Here is a 17407-nt window from a genome sequence, read left to right as displayed (position 1 = left end):
GGAGCCCCTGCATGTTCCGACCCAAACTCCTGTTCACCAGCCTCGCCGCCCTCGCCCTCGGCGCCTGCGCCCCGCAGGACCCGCAGGCCCAGGTCACCGCCGCCCTGACCGAACAGGTGATCCTGCCGACCTACAACCGCTGGGTCGAAGCCGACCGCGCGCTGGCCAAGAGCGCCATCGCCTACTGCGCCGGGCAGATCGAACTGCAGCAGGCGCATGCCGACTTCTTCGCCGCGCAGAAGGCCTGGGCCGAACTGCAGCCGCTGCTGGTCGGACCGCTGGCCGAGGGCAACCAGGCCTGGCGCGTACAGTTCTGGCCGGACAAGAAGAACCTGGTGCAGCGCCAGGTCGAGCAACTGATCAAGGCCAACCCGGGTATCGATGCCACTGGCCTGGAGAAGGCCAGCGTCGTGGTGCAGGGCCTGACCGCCTACGAATACATCCTCTTCGATCCGCAGATCGACCAGACCGATGCAGCCACCCGTGAGCGCTACTGCCCGCTGCTGGAAGCCATCGGCGCACGCCAGCAGCACCTGGCCGAAGCCATCCTCGCCGGCTGGACGGCCAAGGACGGCATGGCCGAGCAGCTGAGCAAATTCCCCAACAACCGCTACGCCGAGTCCAAGGAGGCGATCGCCGAGCTGCTGCGCGTGCAGATCACCGCCATCGACACGCTGAAGAAGAAGCTCGGCGCACCGCTGGGCCGCCAGTCCAAGGGCATTCCCCAGCCGTACCAGGCCGAGGCCTGGCGCAGCGCCACGTCGCTGTCCAACGTCGGCGCCGTGCTGGCCAGCGCCGAGTCGCTGTGGCGCGGCAAGGACGGCAAGGGCCTGCGCGACCTGCTCGGCAGCGAGCACAAGGATCTCGCCTCCCGCGTCGACGCCGCCTATGCCGAGGCCATCCAGAAGCTGGAGGCCCTGGAGCCGCCGCTGGTCGAACTGCTCTCCACCAAGGACGGCGTGACCCAGGCCAACGACTTCTACGACAGTCTCAACCGACTGCATCGCCTGCAGGAAGGCGAGCTGGCCAAGGCGCTGAACGTCCAGCTCGGCTTCAACGCCAACGATGGTGACTAGCATGCTGCGCCGCCATGTCCTGGCGCTCGGCAGCACGCTGCTCGGCGCCCTCGCCCTGGGTGGCTGGAGTCTCAGCCGGCGCAGCGGCACGCCGCTGCTGCTGTCGGCGCGTGACGACAACAACGGCCAGCACTATGCGGTGGCCTACCGCCTGGACGGCGAGCAGGTGTTCGCCACGCGGGTTGCCCAGCGCTGCCACGACATCATCGAGCACCCGAGCCTGCCGCTGGCGTTCTACGTGGCGCGCCGCCCCGGCACCGAGAGCTACCTGATCGACCTGCGCGACGGTCGCCTGCTGCAGACCGTGACCGCGCAGCCCGACCGCCATTTCTATGGCCACGCCGCGATCCATAGGGATGGCGAGTGGCTCTACGCCACCGAGAACGACACCACCGACCCTGGCCGCGGCCTGCTCGGTGTGTACCGCTTCGACAACGAGCGACTGGTGCGCGAGGGCGAGCTGTCGACCCATGGCCTGGGCCCGCACCAGGTCAGCTGGATGCCCGATGGCGAAACCCTGATCGTCGCCAACGGCGGCATCCGCACCGAGGCCGAGAGCCGTGTCGAGATGAACCTCGACGCCATGGAACCAAGCCTGGTGCTGATGCGCCGCGACGGCACGCTGCTGTCCAAGGAAACCCTGCCGCAGCAGATGAACAGCGTCCGCCACCTGGCGGTCGCCGCCGACGGCACCATCGTCGCCGGCCAACAGTTCATGGGCGATAGCCACGAGCGCTCCGACCTGCTGGCGATCAAGCGCCCCGGCCAGGCCTTCGAGCCCTTCCCGCTCGGCGATGCGCAGTGGGCAGCGATGAGCCAGTACACCGCCAGCGTCGCCATCCATGACGAGCTGCGCTTGGTGGCCCTGACCGCGCCGCGCGGCAATCGCTTCTTCATCTGGGACCTGGACAGCGGCGCCGTGCGCCTCGATGCGCCCCTGCCCGACTGCGCCGGGGTTGGCGCGATCAAGGATGGCTTCGTGGTGACCTCCGGCCAGGGTCGCTGCCGCCGTTACGACTGCCGCGGCAGCGAGATCGCCATGCAACCCCTGCAACTGCCTGCCGCCTTCTGGGACAACCACCTGCACCTCGCCTGAGACCGTTTCCGCGCCGGGAACCCGACGCGGAAACGCAACTGCAACAAAAACGTCATCTACGGCGGGCAAACTGCCAAAGTTCCTGCGCTATCCGGCTGTCCCTCACGGCAGCCGGGGCCTGGAGCGAACTGACGGCTAAAGGCCATCGCGTCTCGGCCGACCTATACTGAACGGCACGTCACACGAGCTCGCCTCACGGCAGGCCTGTGCCCCGGTCCTGTGGCCGGAGATAGGGATATCCGCATTCCGGCGCCCCATGTGTGGGCTCCGAGGATTCACCACCTCAAGAGGCGCCTTCGCCATGTCCCTACAGAAGTCCCTGCGTGCGCAGATTCTCACCCTGCTCGGCGGCAGCCTGGCCCTGATCCTGGTCACTGCCCTGGCCTGCTTCAGCTTCCTTTCCAGCGGCATGCAGGCCTATCGCGGCCTGCTCGAGGGCCCCTTGCAGGCCGCCCGCCTGATCGACGCCGCCAACGTCGAGTTCAAGATCCAGGTGCAGGAATGGAAGAACGTCCTGCTGCGCGGCCAGGAGAGCGAGAACCTGAACAAGTACTGGGCCCAGTTCGAAGCCCAGGAACGCAAGGTGCAGGACATCCTCGGCGAGCTGTCCAAGGAGGCCGCAGACGATGCCGCGCTGAAGTCCAAGGTGGATCGCCTGCGCAGCGAGCACCAGACCCTCGGCGCCAACTACCGCAAGGGCCGCGACGCCTTCGTCGCCGCCGGCGGTGACGTCAAGGCCGGCGACGCTGCAGTCAAAGGCATCGACCGCGCCGCCAGCGAGCAGATGACCGCGCTGGTCGACCAGCTGCGCGAGCAGAGCCTGCAGCAGGCGGAGCTGATCAATGCCAGCGCCGAGCGCACCATCACCCTGGGTACCCTGGTGATGCTGGCCGCCAGCGTGGTGATCGGCCTGTTCAGCCTGTGGCTGGTCAACCGCCACCTGATCATCCCGATCCGCCACCTGATCAGCCATGTCGACCAGCTCAGCCACGGCCGCTTCGGCCAGCGCGTGGAAGTGGAGCGCAAGGACGAGCTGGGCCTGCTGGCCCGCGCCGCCAACACCCTGCGCGACTTTCTCGCCAGCACCACCGACAGCTTGCGTCTGAGCAGCGGCAACCTGGACACTGCCAGCGGCGAGCTGAACCAGATCGCCTCGCGCATGACCATGGGCATCAACGAGCAGTTCGAGCGTACCGACCAGGTCGCCACCGCCATGCACGAGATGTCCGCCACCGCCCAGGAAGTGGCGCGCCACGCCGCCGAGGCTGCACACGCCGCCGACGATGCCGACAACTCTGCGCGCCAGGGCGGCCGGGTGATGGAGTCGACCATCCAGACCATCACCGGCATGCGCGGCGAGATCGCCAACACCGCCGAGGTGATCCGTCGCCTGGAGGCCGACAGCGGCCGCATCGGCAAGGTGCTCGAAGTGATTCGCGGCATCGCCGAGCAGACCAACCTGCTGGCGCTCAACGCTGCCATCGAGGCGGCCCGCGCCGGCGAGCAGGGCCGCGGCTTCGCCGTGGTGGCCGACGAGGTCCGTACTCTGGCCCAGCGCACCGCCGAATCCACCGCAGAGATCCACCAGATCATCGACACCGTGCAGTCCGGCGCCATCAACGCCGTGCGTGCCATCGAAAGCGGGCAGAGCCGCAGCGAGGAAGGCGTGACCCAGGTGACCGAGGCCGGCGCCATGCTGGAGCGCATCACCGGCGCGGTGGAGGCCATCCGCGACATGAACCGGCAGATCGCCACCGCCGCCGAGGAGCAGACCTCGGTGGCCGAGGACATCTCGCGCAACCTCACCGAGATCACCGCCATCGCCAGCTCCAACCAGGAGAACGTCGAGCGCACCCAGGCGGCCAGCCACAACCTGCAGAGTCTGTCCGGCGAGCTGAGCCAGGTCACCCAGCGCCTCGGCGCCTGATCCTCGCCGAAATGGCACAGGGAGGTGCCGTTTCTGCCGCCATCTGTGTGGTTTTTCCCTCCGTTCCTTGCGCGATAATGCCGCGGCAAAGCTTTGTAAACGCCAAGCTTTTGACTTGATTATCGACTGGCACTAAGGTGCCTGCTTCGCCTATTCCAGGCTCTCTCTGCCTCGCCAAGGATTCGGAATATGTTGCTCCGCCGCATGCTCATCATGCTGGGCGTCGTGCTCGTCGTGGTGCTCGCCCTCGCCGCCTACAAAGGCTTCTCCATCTATCAGCAGATCCAGATGTTCTCGGCCCCGCAGCCGGCCATCAGCGTGTCTGCCGCCGTTGCCGAGGAGAAACCCTGGCAGAGCCGCCTGCCGGCCATCGGTACGCTCAAGGCCTTCCAGGGCGTCGACCTGACCACCGAGGTACAGGGCACGGTCAAGGAAGTGCTGTTCCAGTCCGGCGAGAAGGTCACCCTCGGCCAACCGCTGCTGCAACTGGACAGCGAAGTCGAACGCGCCATCCTCGCCACCGCCGAGGCCGTGCGTGCACTGGCCCGCGTAGAGTACGAGCGCGGCAAGAAGATCGCCGGCAAGCAGGCCATTTCCAAGAGCGAGTTCGACCGCCTCAACGCCGAACTGCTCAAGGCCGAGGCCAGCGTTTCCCAACTCAAGGCCGAACTGGACAAGAAACGCGTCCTCGCGCCCTTCGCCGGCACCATCGGCATCCGCCAGGTGGACACCGGCGACTACCTGAGCCCGGGCAACCCGTTCGCCACCCTGCAGGACCTGTCCAAGTTGTATGTCGACTTCTTCCTGCCCGAACAGGATTACCCGCAGCTGGCCATCGGCCAACGCGTGCGCATCAGCGTGGCGGCCTATCCGGGCGAGGTGTTCGAGGGCGAAGTCAACGCGCTCAACCCCAAGGTCGAGGAGACCACCCGCAACATCCAGGTTCGCGCCATGCTGCCGAACCCGGACCACAAGCTGCTGCCGGGCATGTTCGCCAACCTCCATGTGCTGCTGCCGGGCGAGAAGCTCCAGGTACTGGTCCCGGAAACCGCCATTACCTACACCCTGTATGGCAACTCGGTGTACGTAATCGGCGAGAAGAAGGACGACAAAGGCGCCGTAGTGAAGGACGACAAAGGCCAGGCCCAGTTGCAGGTCGAGCGGCGCTTCATCGAGACCGGCGAGCGCCGCGACGGCGTGGTCCTGGTACTCAAGGGCCTCAAGGCCGGCGAGCAGGTGGTCACCGCCGGCCAGCTCAAGCTGGATAACGGCTCCCACGTCACCATCGTCGATGACCAGTCGCTGACCAAGGACACCCAAGCCAGCGTCGAGCAATAAGGCCCGACGCCAAGGAACCCGCTATGGCTTTCACAGATCCCTTCATCCGGCGCCCGGTCCTGGCGACCGTGGTCAGCCTGCTGATCATCCTGCTGGGCTTCCAGGCCTTCAGCAAACTGGTGATCCGCCAGTACCCGCAGATGGAAAACGCCCTGATCACGGTGAGCACAGCCTATCCCGGCGCTAATGCCGAGACCATCCAGGGCTACATCACCCAGCCGCTGCAGCAGAGCCTGGCCAGTGCCGAGGGCATCGACTACATGACGTCGTCGAGCCAGCAGAACTTCTCCACCATCTCCATCTATGCGCGCATCGGGGCGGATACCGACCGCCTGTTCACCGAGCTGCTGGCTAAGGCCAACGAGGTGAAGAACCAGCTGCCGCAGGATGCCGAAGACCCGGTGCTGTCCAAGGAAGCGGCCGACGCCTCGGCGCTGATGTACGTCAGCTTCTACAGCGACGAGCTGTCCAACCCGCAGATCACCGACTACCTGTCGCGGGTGATCCAGCCCAAGCTGGCCACCCTGCCCGGCATGGCCGAAGCCGAGATCCTCGGCAACCAGGTATTCGCCATGCGCCTGTGGCTGGACCCGGTGAAGATGGCCGCCTACGGCATCACCGCGACCGATGTCACCAGCGCCGTGCAGCGCTACAACTTCCTCGCCGCCGCCGGCCAGGTGAAGGGCGAGTACGTCGTCACCAGCATCAACGCCACCACCGACCTCAAGTCGGCCGAGGCCTTCGGCGCCATTCCGGTGAAGACCAGCGGCGACAGCCGCGTGCTGGTACGTGACATCGCCCGGGTGGAAATGGGCGCGGAAAACTACGACTCGATCAGCTCGTTCGACGGCATCCCATCCGTCTACATCGCCATCAAGGGCACGCCCAGCGCCAACCCGCTGGATGTGATCAAGCACGTGCGCGCCGCCCTGCCGGAGCTGGAGGCGCAGCTGCCGCCGAACCTCAAGGTGTCCATCGCCTACGACGCCACCGAGTTCATCCGCGCCTCCATCGACGAGGTGGTGAAGACCCTGGCCGAGGCGGTGCTGATCGTCGTGGTCGTGGTGTTCCTGTTCCTCGGCGCGTTCCGCTCGGTGCTGATCCCGGTGATCACCATCCCGCTGTCGATGATCGGCGTGCTGTTCTTCATGCAGCTGATGGGCTACTCGATCAACCTGCTGACCCTGCTGGCGATGGTCCTGGCCATCGGCCTGGTGGTGGACGACGCCATCGTGGTGGTGGAGAACATCCACCGCCATATAGAAGAGGGCAAGACGCCGTTCGACGCTGCCATCGAGGGCGCCCGCGAGATCGCCGTGCCGGTGATCTCGATGACCATCACCCTGGCCGCGGTGTACGCCCCGATCGGCTTCCTCGAGGGCCTGACCGGCGCGCTGTTCAAGGAGTTCGCGCTGACCCTGGCCGGGGCGGTGATCATCTCCGGCGTGGTCGCCCTGACCCTGTCGCCGATGATGTGCTCGCGCCTGCTGCGCCACGAAGAGAACCCCACGGGCCTCGCGCACAAGCTGGACATGATCTTCGACCGCCTCAAGCGGCGCTACCAGAAGGCCCTGCATGGCACCCTCAACACCCGTCCGGTGGTGATCGTGTTCGGCGTGATCGTGCTGTGCCTGATTCCGGTGCTGCTGATGTTCAGCAAGAACGAACTGGCGCCGGACGAGGACCAGGGCATCGTGTTCCTGTTCGCCAACGCACCGCAGCCGACCAACCTGGACTACATGAACGCCTACACCGACCAGTTCGTGAAGATCTTCAAGGAGTTCCCCGAGTACTACTCGTCCTTCCAGATCAACGGCTTCGACGGCGTGCAGTCGGGTATCGGCGGCTTCCTGCTCAAGCCCTGGAGCGAGCGCGAGCGCACCCAGATGGAGCTGCTGCCGATCGTCCAGCATCGCCTCAACGACATCCCCGGCCTGCAGATCTTCGGCTTCAACCTGCCGTCGCTGCCGGGTACCGGTGAGGGCCTGCCGTTCCAGTTCATCGTCAACACGCCGAACGACTACGAGTCGCTGCTGCAGGTGGCCGAGCGCATCAAGGCGCGCGCGATGGAGTCGGGCAAGTTCGCCTTCCTCAACGTCGACCTGGCCTTCGACAAGCCCGAGGTGGTGGTCGACATCGACCGCGCCAAGGCTGCGCAGATGGGCGTTTCCATGCAGGACCTGGGGGCCACCCTGGCCATCCTGCTCGGCGAGGGCGAGGTCAACCGCTTCACCATCGACGGTCGCAGCTACAAGGTGATCGCCCAGGTCGAGCGCCCCTACCGCGACAACCCGGGCTGGCTGAGCAATTACCACGTGAAGAGCGAGAGCGGGCAGATGGTGCCGCTGGGCACGCTGATCAAGGTCAGCGACCGCGCGCGACCGACCAAGCTCAAGCAGTTCCAGCAGCTCAACGCGGCAACCATCGAGGGCGTACCGATCGTCAGCATGGGCGAGGCGGCGGACACCATCGCCCAGATCGCCCGCGAGGAAGCGCCGCGCGGCTTCACCTTCGACTACGCCGGCGCGACCCGCCAGTACGTGCAGGAAGGCAGCGCGCTGTACATCACCTTCGGCCTGGCCCTGGCGATCATCTTCCTGGTGCTGGCGGCGCAGTTCGAGAGCTTCCGCGACCCGCTGGTGATCCTGGTGACGGTGCCGCTGTCGATCTGCGGTGCGCTGATCCCGATCTTCCTCGGTTTCTCCAGCATGAACATCTACACCCAGGTGGGCCTGGTGACGCTGATCGGCCTGATCAGCAAGCACGGCATCCTGATCGTCGAGTTCGCCAACCAGCTGCGCCGCGACAAGGGCCTGTCGGTGCGCGAGGCGATCGAGGAAGCCGCGTCGATCCGCCTGCGCCCGGTGTTGATGACCACCGCGGCGATGGTGTTTGGCATGGTGCCGCTGATCCTCGCCACCGGTGCCGGTGCGGTGAGCCGCTTCGACATCGGCCTGGTGATCGCCACCGGCATGTCGATCGGCACCCTGTTCACCCTGTTCGTGCTGCCTTGCGTCTACACCCTGCTGGCCAGCCCGGACAAGGGACCGGCCACGGCACACGCAGTGGCGCACTGAGCCACCGGCAGAAACGAAAAGCCCCGCACATGCGGGGCTTTTTCTTGGAGCGGTGCAGGCCGGGTTACTGCTCGGCCTTCATCGCGTGGGACAGGCCGAACATCAGTAGCACCAGGTTGTCGCTGTCCGCTTCGACCGCATTGATGTTGGTGTGGCGGCTGGAGACAACCGGACACTGCTGCTCGGCACAGCTGACGGCATCCAGCACCTGCGGTGCGGGCTCCTGCCAGGCGGCGGCAGCCAGGGCCGTGACGCTCAGGGCACCGACGAGGAATAATCCTCTAGCGATTTCTAATTTCATTTCGATAACCCCTTGATAGCGCTGCCAAACGCCTGAAAATTAAAACTAGTCCAGACCACTCCTTGGCAACACCTGACCCGACGAGCGGCGAACCGCTGCGGGACGCGGCGCTCATCAGAGCGCCCATTGAAAACGAAGTTCCTCAGCCCAGCTGCGGCAACTCGCCGCCCCACTGCAGGGCGTAGCCCTGCAGCAGCTGTTGCCACTCGCCCTCGCCCCAGGGCGAATGCCGCCGTAGCTGACGCAGATCGTGCTGAGCGGCGCGCTTGCGACTGAAGCGGCGGCGGCTCTTCTCCAGATCGAGCAGCGCCACTTCCACACCCTCGGGCGTCACCTTCACGAACACGTGCTTGGCGTACAGACAGCCGTGCTGCCAACGACCCAGGTGCATCCGCGCCAGTGTCGCACCTATTTGTTGCAGTAATACGGCATGCTGCTCACCGCCACGATCGCCACCGGCGGCGTACCAGCTTTCGATATCGCTGAAACCTTCCAGCGCCTCGCTGACCAGCAGGCCACGCCAGCCCTCCTCGGCCTGGTAACTGGCGCCGCAGTAAATCAGCCGCGGCACGCGGATACCCAGGCGGCTCAGACCATCCAGCGCATCGCGCTCGCGTAGCACCGTAGGCCGACCAAATGGATGGGCCAGGCTGCGACACAGGTGCCCCACCTGGCGCTTGGCATACAACAGATGGCCCTCGGCGCTGTGCAAGCGCTGCACCCCGCTCTCCCCACCCCGGCGTTGATTGGGCGCTTCGACCCATTCACCTTGTAGCTGCCACCAGCGCTCAAACTGAGCGCCACCGGCAATTCCCGCGGAAGACAGCTGGAACAAAATCGACTCTCCAGAACCGAGTGCTCCCCACGTCCATGGCCCCGGCATGGTAACGCTGGGTAACACAGTGCTTCTGGCGACCGCAGATCGGTGCTGAATTCGGGCAAATGGCCGCCGGTTGCGCGGAGACTGCAAGAGCCGTACCCGCGCAACCGGCGTGCAAGACGCAATGTTCGACACGGCTAGCCCAGGCTCACCTGGAAGCGACAGCCGCGGGGCTCGGCATCGGACAGCTCGACGCTCCAGCCCTGGCTCTCGCAGATGCGCTGCACCAACGACAGGCCCAGGCCCAGGCCCTCGCCCCGCGCCGCGCCGCCGCGCACGAAGGGCTGGAACATGGCCTCGCGCTCGGCGGCAGGAATGCCCACGCCACTGTCCTCGACCATGAAACCCTGCTCACCGAGGCTGAGGATGATGTGCCCCTGTTCGGTGTAGTGCCAAGCATTGCGCAACAGGTTGCCCAGCACCGAGCGCAGCAAGGGACCGTTGTACAACCCGGTGCCGGCCTGCTGTGGCCGGTAGTCGAAGCGCAGGCCCTTGGCCTCGATGGATGGCCGCCACTGCTCGACCAGCGCATCGGCTACCTCGCGCAGGCTGGTCTGGCTGGCGATGCCTTCGTCCTGGCGCGAACGCGCCAGCAGCAGGAAGGTCTGCACCAGGCCACGCATCTCCTCGGTGGCGGCGACCATGCGCCGCACCCGGTCCCTGCCCCGCTCATCCAGGCCCGGGCTCTCCAGCAGCAGCTCGCAGGAGCTGGCGAGGACCATCAGCGGTGTGCGCAGCTCGTGGCTGACGTCGCTGGTGAACAGCCGCTCGCGCATCAGCGCCCGGCGCAGCAGCCCCAGGGTGGTATCGAAGGAGGCAGCCAACTGGCCGACCTCGTCGCCAGCATAGTCACGCGCCAGCTGCGGCGCCTCGTCGAGCAGCTGGTCCGGCTGGCGCACCTGGCGCGACAGGCGCACCACCGGCTCAATCACCTTGCGCGCCAGCAGCCAGCCGAGCAGACCGGACAGCGCCAGGCTGATCAGGAAGCCCACCAGCACCACGGCGAACAGCAGCTGCTCGCGCTCCTCGAAGCCGCTCTGGTCCTGCAGCAGCAGGTAGCGCCGACCGTCGACCAGCTCCATGAAGCCGTGGTAGGACACGTCGTCGCGGAACACCTCGTGGAAGCCTGGCGAGAGGTCGCTCAGGTTCGCCGGCAGGGCGAAGTCGTCGCGCCCGTCGCTGAAATAGAACAGCTGCCCTGGCTCCGGGACATGGCGCCAGTCGTCCATGCTCTCCATCTTCAGCAGGCGCCCGAGATCGCCGCCCAGCTCGCTGGAGATCAGGCGCTCCTCGACCTGGTGCACCGTCTCGACGATGCCGACGGCGAAGGTGCCGCCGACCAGCGCCGTCATCAACACGAAGGCGATGACGATGCGTCGCGACAGGCTCTGCTTAAACTCCATCTACGGGCTCCGCCAGGCGATAGCCAACGCCGTGCACGGTCTGCAGCAACGGCTTGTCGAAGGGCTTGTCGATCACCTGGCGCAACTGGTGCACATGGCTGCGCAGGCTGTCGCTGTCAGGGCAATCGTCGCCCCACAACGCCTCCTCCAGCACCTCGCGACGCACCACGTGCGGGCTCTTCTGCATCAGCAGGGCGAGCAGCTTGAGGCCGACCGGGTTGAGCTTGAGCGGCTTGCCGGCGCGGACGATCTCCAGAGTATCGAGGTCGTAGCACAAATCGCCGACTTCCAGCAGGCGCTTGCCGCCGCCCAGGCTGCGACGCAGCACCGCCTCGATGCGCGCGGCCAGTTCGGACAGCGCGAACGGCTTGACCAGGTAATCGTCGGCGCCGGCCTGGAAGCCCTGCAGGCGGTCATCCAGCTGGTCGCGCGCGGTCAGCATGATCACCGGGGTGTCACGCCGCGCCTCTTCGCGCAGGCGCTTGCACAGGGTGTAGCCGTCGATGCCCGGCAGCATGATGTCCAGCACCAGCAGGTCGTAATGCTCGGTGCTGGCCAGACGCAGGCCGGACAGCCCGTCCTGGGCGCAATCCACCGTGTAGCCCTTGATCTGCAGGTAGTCGGCCATATTGGTCAGGATGTCGCGATTGTCCTCGACCAGGAGGATGCGCATGAAAAGCTCCGTTTCGGCCCATGGCCGCTGAAAAGTGGCGCAACGATAACCCGTCAGCGCGCCGAATGACGCCAATTGACGGCTTTTTCACACCTTCTTCACCGGGCATCGACAAAGCCGTCGCCAGACTCCCCGGCGTCTTCAACTACCCGTGGAAACTAGCATGCGCCTGCACCGCACCGCGCCCCTGCGTTATCTGTCACTGCTGCTGGCCTGTTGGCTGACGGTGTTCCTCGCCACCCGTGGCGTACTGCTCGCCACGCACCTGCACGAAGCCGGTGGCATTGCACCCGGCGTGTTCGCCGTCGGCCTGCTGTATGACCTGGGCTTCCTCGCCTACGCCGCCCTGCCGCTGGGTCTCTACCTGCTGCTCTGCCCGCCGTCCCTGTGGCGCCGACCGGGCCACCGCCTGGGGCTGGGCCTGCTGCTGCTCGCCAGCCTGTTCCTCATGCTGTTCGTCGCCACCGCCGAGTGGCTGTTCTGGGACGAGTTCGGCGTGCGCTTCAACTTCATCGCCGTGGACTACCTGGTGTACTCCGACGAGGTGCTGAACAACCTGCTGGAGTCCTACCCCATCGGCCTGCTGCTGTCCTGCCTGGGCGTATTCGCCGCGCTGATCGCCCTGGCCCTGCACCGCCCGCTCACCGCGGCCCTGCTGGCACCACTGCCGAGCTGGCGCCAGCGTGGCATGGCCGTGGTCGGCCTGCTGCTGGCCGCCGGCCTGTCCCTCGCCCTGCTCGACCAGGACAATCCGCGCGGCCTGGGCGGCAACGCCTATCGCCACGAGCTGGCAAGCAATGGTCCGTACCAGTTCTTCGCCGCCTTCCGTAACAACGAGCTGGATTACCAACAGTTCTACAGCAGCCTGCCAGACCGGCAGGTCGCCCCCACCCTGCGCCGCGAGCTGGCCGAGCCGACCGCCACCTTCGTCGGCAGCGACCCGCTGGATGTGCGCCGGCAGATCGACAACCCCGGCACACCGCGCAAGCTGAACATCGTGCTGGTGACCATCGAGAGCCTGTCGGCCAAGTACCTGGGCAGCTTCGGCGACCCGCGCGGGCTGACCCCGAACCTCGACCAGCTGCGCCAGCAGAGCCTGTTCTTCAACAACTTCTACGCCACCGGCACCCGCACCGATCGCGGCCTGGAAGCCATCACCCTGGCGATTCCGCCAACGCCGGGGCGCTCCATCGTCAAACGCATCGGTCGCGAGAGTGGCTACGCCAGCCTTGGCCAGCAGCTCGCTGCCCAAGGCTACGACAGCGCCTTCGTCTATGGCGGGCGCGGCTACTTCGACAACATGAATGCCTTCTTCGCCGGCAATGGCTACCGGGTGGTCGACCAGAGCAGCGTCGCGGACAGCGACATCCACTTCAAGAACGCCTGGGGCATGGCCGACGAAGACCTCTACGCCCAGGCCATCAGGCTGGCCGACGCCGACCACGCCGCCGGCAAGCCTTTCCTGCTGCAGCTGATGACCACCTCCAACCACAGGCCCTACACCTACCCGGACGGGCGTATCGACATTCTCTCCGGCGAAGGCCGCGAGGGCGCGGTGAAGTACACCGACCACGCCATCGGCCAGTTCCTCACCGCAGCACGCGCCAAACCCTGGTTCGACGACACCCTGTTCGTCTTCGTCGCCGATCACTGCGCCGGCAGCGCCGGCATGGAGGACCTGCCGGTGGCCAACTATCACATCCCGCTGTACATCTATGCGCCCAAGTGGCTGCAACCGCGCGAAGACGGCCAGCTGGCCAGCCAGATCGACCTGGCGCCGACCCTGCTCGGCCTGCTCAACCTGGATTACCAGTCGACCTTCTTCGGCCGCGATCTGCTCAAGCCCAACGCCGCGCCGCCGCGCGTGCTGATCGGCAACTACCAGCACCTCGGCCTGTTCGACGGCAACGACCTGGCCATCCTCAGCCCGCGCCAGCACCTGCGCCGCCACGACGATGCCCTGCACACCAGCCGCGAATCCTCGGTCGACAGCCAGGACCCGCTGCTGCAGCGCGACATCGCCTACTACCAGGCCGCCAGCCATGACTTCCAGAGCCGCCTGCTGGGTTGGCGCGGGCCGCGTGGCGAGCTGGAGGTCGGCCAGCAATGAGTGCCTCTCCCTCCTTCGATCGCCGCTGGTGGTATGGCATCCCCTTGGCGCTGCTCGCCATCCTCCTGCTGTTCGAACCGAGCCGCCTGGACTTCGCCGTCGCCGACCTGTTCTACGTCAACGGCCTGGGCTTCATCGGTCGACACAACGACTTCCTTGAGGACGTGCTGCACGACCGCGCCAAGCAACTGGTCATCGCCGTCGGCGTGCTGGCGCTGGTCGGCTTCCTGCTCAGCCTGCTGCCGGGCCGCCTGCGCCCGCTGCGCCGCACGCTGGGTTACCTGGTGCTGGCCATGGGGCTGTCCACCGGCATCATCACCCCGCTGAAGAAGGCCACGCAGATGCACTGCCCCTGGAGCCTGGAACAGTACGGCGGCGTCGAGCACTTCTCGCCGCTGCTCGGCCCGCGCGCCGAACCAGTGGAGAAACCCGGCAGCTGCTGGCCCGGTGGGCATGCCGCGGCCGGTTTCGCCCTGTTCGCGCTGTTCTTCGCCCTGCGTGACCGTCACCCGCGCAGCGCCAGGACGGCGCTGATCGCCGCCATCAGCCTGGGCACCCTGTTCTCGCTGGTGCGCATGGCCCAGGGCGCACACTTCCTCTCGCACAACCTGTGGACGGCGGCGCTGTGCTGGCTGGTCTGCCTCGGCCTGTATGACTGGCTTCTGTATCGCCCGCAAACCGTCGCGGAGCCCAACGCAGTCGGCGCTCACCACTGAATCGCGGCCATGAAAAAGCCCCGCACTAGGCGGGGCTTTTTAGTACAGCTCGGGAGCCGGTCGGCTTACATCATGCCGCCCATGCCGCCCATGCCGCCCATGTCCGGCATGGCCGGAGCAGCCTTGTCTTCCGGAACATCGGCGACCATGGCTTCGGTGGTGATCATCAGGCTGCCGATGGAAGCAGCGGCCTGCAGCGCGGAACGGGTGACTTTGGCCGGATCGAGAATACCCATCTCGATCATGTCGCCGTACACGCCGGTAGCAGCGTTGTAGCCGTAGTTGCCGGAACCTTGCTTGACCTTGTCGACCACGACGCTCGGCTCGTCACCGGCGTTGGCCACGATCTGACGCAGCGGCGCTTCAACGGCGCGACGCAGCAGGGCGATACCGACGTTCTGGTCGTCGTTGTCGCCTTTCAGGCCTTCGATGGCCAGCAGGGCACGGACCAGAGCCACGCCACCGCCAGGTACCACGCCTTCTTCGACGGCTGCGCGGGTAGCGTGCAGGGCGTCTTCAACGCGGGCTTTCTTCTCTTTCATCTCGACTTCGGTACCGGCACCGACCTTGATCACGGCAACACCGCCAGCCAGCTTGGCCAGACGCTCTTGCAGCTTCTCTTTGTCGTAGTCGGAGGAAGTGTCTTCGACCTGCTTGCGGATCTGCGCAACGCGGGCTTCGATGTCAGCCTGCTGGCCAGCACCGTCGATGATGGTGGTGTTTTCCTTGCTCAGCTGAACGCGCTTGGCGTTACCCAGGTGCTCCAGGGTGGCGCTTTCCAGGCTCAGACCGACTTCTTCGGAAATCACGGTACCGCCGGTGAGGATGGCGATGTCCTGCAGCATGGCCTTGCGACGGTCGCCGAAGCCCGGAGCCTTGACGGCTGCGACTTTGACGATGCCACGCATGTTGTTGACGACCAGGGTAGCCAGGGCTTCGCCTTCGACGTCTTCAGCCACGATCAGCAGCGGACGGCCGGACTTGGCAACGGCTTCCAGAACCGGCAGCAGTTCGCGGATGTTGGAGATCTTCTTGTCGACCAGCAGCAGCAGCGGGCCGTCGAGCTCGGCCACCATGGTGTCCGGCTTGTTGATGAAGTACGGGGACAGGTAGCCGCGGTCGAACTGCATGCCTTCTACGACGGACAGTTCGTTTTCCAGGCCGGAGCCTTCTTCAACGGTGATCACGCCTTCTTTACCAACTTTTTCCATGGCTTCGGCAATGATGTTGCCGATGGAGTCGTCGGAGTTGGCGGAGATGGTGCCGACCTGAGCGATGGCCTTGGTGTCGGTGCACGGCTTGGACAGCTCTTTCAGCTGGGCAACGATGGCGATGGTCGCCTTGTCGATACCGCGCTTCAGGTCCATCGGGTTCATGCCGGCAGCAACGGCCTTCAGGCCTTCGCTGACGATGGCCTGGGCCAGAACGGTAGCGGTGGTGGTGCCGTCACCGGCAGCGTCGTTGGCCTTGGAGGCAACGTCTTTCACCAGCTGGGCGCCCATGTTCTCGAACTTGTCTTTCAGCTCGATCTCTTTGGCAACGGACACGCCGTCCTTGGTGATCAGCGGAGCGCCGAAGCTGCGGTCCAGGACCACGTTACGGCCTTTCGGGCCGAGGGTGGCTTTGACGGCGTCGGCCAGGACGTTGACACCAACCAGCATTTTCTTGCGAGCGGAATCGCCGAATTTGACTTCTTTAGCAGCCATTTTGCTTGTTCCTCAATTCTGTAGGTTTAGACGGAGATCGCTTCGAATCAGGCTTCGATGACGGCGAGGATTTCGTGCTCGCCCATCACCAGCAGGTCTTCGCCGTCGACCTTGACGGTGTTGCTGCCGCTGTACGGGCCGAACACCACTTTGTCACCGACCTTGACGGCCAGGGCGCGGACTTCGCCGTTGTCCAGAACCTTGCCAGCGCCAACAGCGACGATCACGCCCTGGTTCGGCTTCTCGGCGGCCGAGCCTGGCAGCACGATGCCACCAGCGGTCTTGGTCTCTTCTTCGCTGCGACGGATTACAACGCGGTCGTGCAGAGGACGAAGCTTCATTGTCGATCTCTCCTGATAGTTGTTTTCACTGGCCGGCGACTGCGCCGGCGGGGTTAGGCAATGTCCGGTCGGGGCCGGGTCGCGGCACGCCTGGGCGAGCCGCGCGAGTCTGTTCTGCCGTTGGCAGAAACCTTGCGGTGAAGGCTAGATAGGGGCGCCCAAGGGCATTTCAAGGGCGGGCTGTGAATTTTTTTACACAGCAGGGCAATCCGCGGAAATCCTCACAGGCCAGGCCCGAAGGGGCGGCCCGTGAGGCGACAGGCCTGCAGCAGCGCCTCAATCGCGGCGCTGGTACTCGCCCTCGATCACATGCGGATGGGTCTGGCCGGCGCGGGCCGCCGGGTCGTCGAAGAAGGCACGCTGGCGTTCCGCCTGCTCCTGGGCGCGGCGCTGCAGCTTGCCGATCAGCAGGCGGCGGGTGAAGGGAATCAGGCACAGCAGGCCGAACACGTCGCTGATGAAGCCGGGCAACAGCAGCAGGCCGCCGCCGACGGCGATCAGCAGGCCCTCGAACATTTCCTGCTCGGGCATCTCGCCCCGCGCCAGCTTCTCGCGGGCACGCCAGGCGGTGGCCACGCCGGCCACGCGCAGCAGGATGCTGCCTAGCACCGCGGTACCGATCACCAGCAGCAGCGTCGGCAGCACGCCGATGGCGCTGCCGACCTGGATCAGTACGGCCAGCTCGACGATGGGGAACAGCAGGAACAGGAATAGAAAAGCGCGCATTGCGAATGTCCTTGGCGGAAGAACGGCTTCCGATACC

General features: G+C 65.9%; 14 protein-coding genes. 7 read left to right on the top strand and 7 right to left on the bottom strand.

The genetic code is table 11. The features are described from left to right. Positions 1–11 precede the first annotated feature (11 nt). From PTT45_RS18160 to PTT45_RS18140, 5 genes are all read left to right on the top strand, one after another. Positions 12–1076 carry an imelysin family protein gene (locus tag PTT45_RS18160; RefSeq protein WP_273815177.1) on the top strand — a complete coding sequence of 355 codons (1065 nt, stop codon included), beginning with the start codon at positions 12–14 and terminating at the stop codon, positions 1074–1076. Position 1077: 1 nt separating this feature from the next. Further along, entirely contained in the window at positions 1078–2172 is a 1095-nt protein-coding gene (locus PTT45_RS18155; RefSeq protein ID WP_273815176.1) for a DUF1513 domain-containing protein, read from the top strand. A gap of 301 nt (positions 2173–2473) precedes the next feature. Then, complete coding sequence (locus PTT45_RS18150; RefSeq protein ID WP_273815174.1) at positions 2474–4099, top strand: methyl-accepting chemotaxis protein; 1626 nt, start codon at positions 2474–2476, stop codon at positions 4097–4099. A 189-nt stretch (positions 4100–4288) separates the two neighbouring features. After that, positions 4289–5437 (top strand): efflux RND transporter periplasmic adaptor subunit, encoded by a 1149-nt coding sequence (locus tag PTT45_RS18145; protein ID WP_273815172.1) that lies wholly within the window; start codon positions 4289–4291, stop codon positions 5435–5437. A gap of 23 nt (positions 5438–5460) precedes the next feature. Further along, entirely contained in the window at positions 5461–8514 is a 3054-nt protein-coding gene (locus PTT45_RS18140) for a multidrug efflux RND transporter permease subunit (RefSeq protein ID WP_273815171.1), read from the top strand. 64 nt (positions 8515–8578) lie between these two features. Here the strand turns inward: PTT45_RS18140 and PTT45_RS18135 are convergent, their stop codons facing one another. The 4 genes from PTT45_RS18135 to PTT45_RS18120 form a co-directional block, all read right to left on the bottom strand. Beyond that, positions 8579–8815, bottom strand: a complete 237-nt coding sequence (locus tag PTT45_RS18135) for a hypothetical protein (RefSeq protein ID WP_273815169.1) — start codon at positions 8813–8815, stop codon at positions 8579–8581. Positions 8816–8957: 142 nt separating this feature from the next. Next, on the bottom strand, positions 8958–9698 hold the full coding sequence (locus PTT45_RS18130) for a lipopolysaccharide kinase InaA family protein (RefSeq protein WP_273815168.1): 741 nt from the start codon (positions 9696–9698) through the stop codon (positions 8958–8960). 134 nt (positions 9699–9832) lie between these two features. Beyond that, positions 9833–11098, bottom strand: a complete 1266-nt coding sequence (locus PTT45_RS18125) for a sensor histidine kinase (RefSeq protein ID WP_273815166.1) — start codon at positions 11096–11098, stop codon at positions 9833–9835. Next, entirely contained in the window at positions 11088–11771 is a 684-nt protein-coding gene (locus PTT45_RS18120) for a response regulator transcription factor (protein ID WP_273815164.1), read from the bottom strand. Before PTT45_RS18120 ends, PTT45_RS18125 begins: the two co-directional genes overlap by 11 nt. A gap of 163 nt (positions 11772–11934) precedes the next feature. Here PTT45_RS18120 and PTT45_RS18115 point away from each other — a divergent pair, with 163 nt between their 5' ends. Both PTT45_RS18115 and PTT45_RS18110 read left to right on the top strand, forming a co-directional pair. After that, positions 11935–13881, top strand: a complete 1947-nt coding sequence (locus PTT45_RS18115) for an LTA synthase family protein (RefSeq protein WP_273815162.1) — start codon at positions 11935–11937, stop codon at positions 13879–13881. Continuing rightward, positions 13878–14597 (top strand): phosphatase PAP2 family protein, encoded by a 720-nt coding sequence (locus tag PTT45_RS18110; RefSeq protein WP_273815161.1) that lies wholly within the window; start codon positions 13878–13880, stop codon positions 14595–14597. Before PTT45_RS18115 ends, PTT45_RS18110 begins: the two co-directional genes overlap by 4 nt. 65 nt (positions 14598–14662) lie before the next feature. Here PTT45_RS18110 and groL read toward each other — a convergent pair whose 3' ends face one another. From groL to PTT45_RS18095, 3 genes are all read right to left on the bottom strand, one after another. Next, positions 14663–16303: a chaperonin GroEL gene (groL, locus tag PTT45_RS18105; RefSeq protein ID WP_043308750.1), complete on the bottom strand. Its 1641-nt coding sequence runs from the start codon at positions 16301–16303 to the stop codon at positions 14663–14665. A 47-nt stretch (positions 16304–16350) separates the two neighbouring features. Next, on the bottom strand, positions 16351–16644 hold the full coding sequence (locus PTT45_RS18100) for a co-chaperone GroES (protein ID WP_043308752.1): 294 nt from the start codon (positions 16642–16644) through the stop codon (positions 16351–16353). Positions 16645–16920: 276 nt separating this feature from the next. Next, complete coding sequence (locus PTT45_RS18095; protein ID WP_273815159.1) at positions 16921–17370, bottom strand: FxsA family protein; 450 nt, start codon at positions 17368–17370, stop codon at positions 16921–16923. Positions 17371–17407: the final 37 nt, after the last annotated feature.

Origin of the sequence: Pseudomonas sp. Gutcm_11s (assembly GCF_028649395.1) — a bacterium.
Lineage (GTDB): Bacteria > Pseudomonadota > Gammaproteobacteria > Pseudomonadales > Pseudomonadaceae > Aquipseudomonas.
This window is presented reverse-complemented; position numbering and strand designations above follow the sequence as displayed.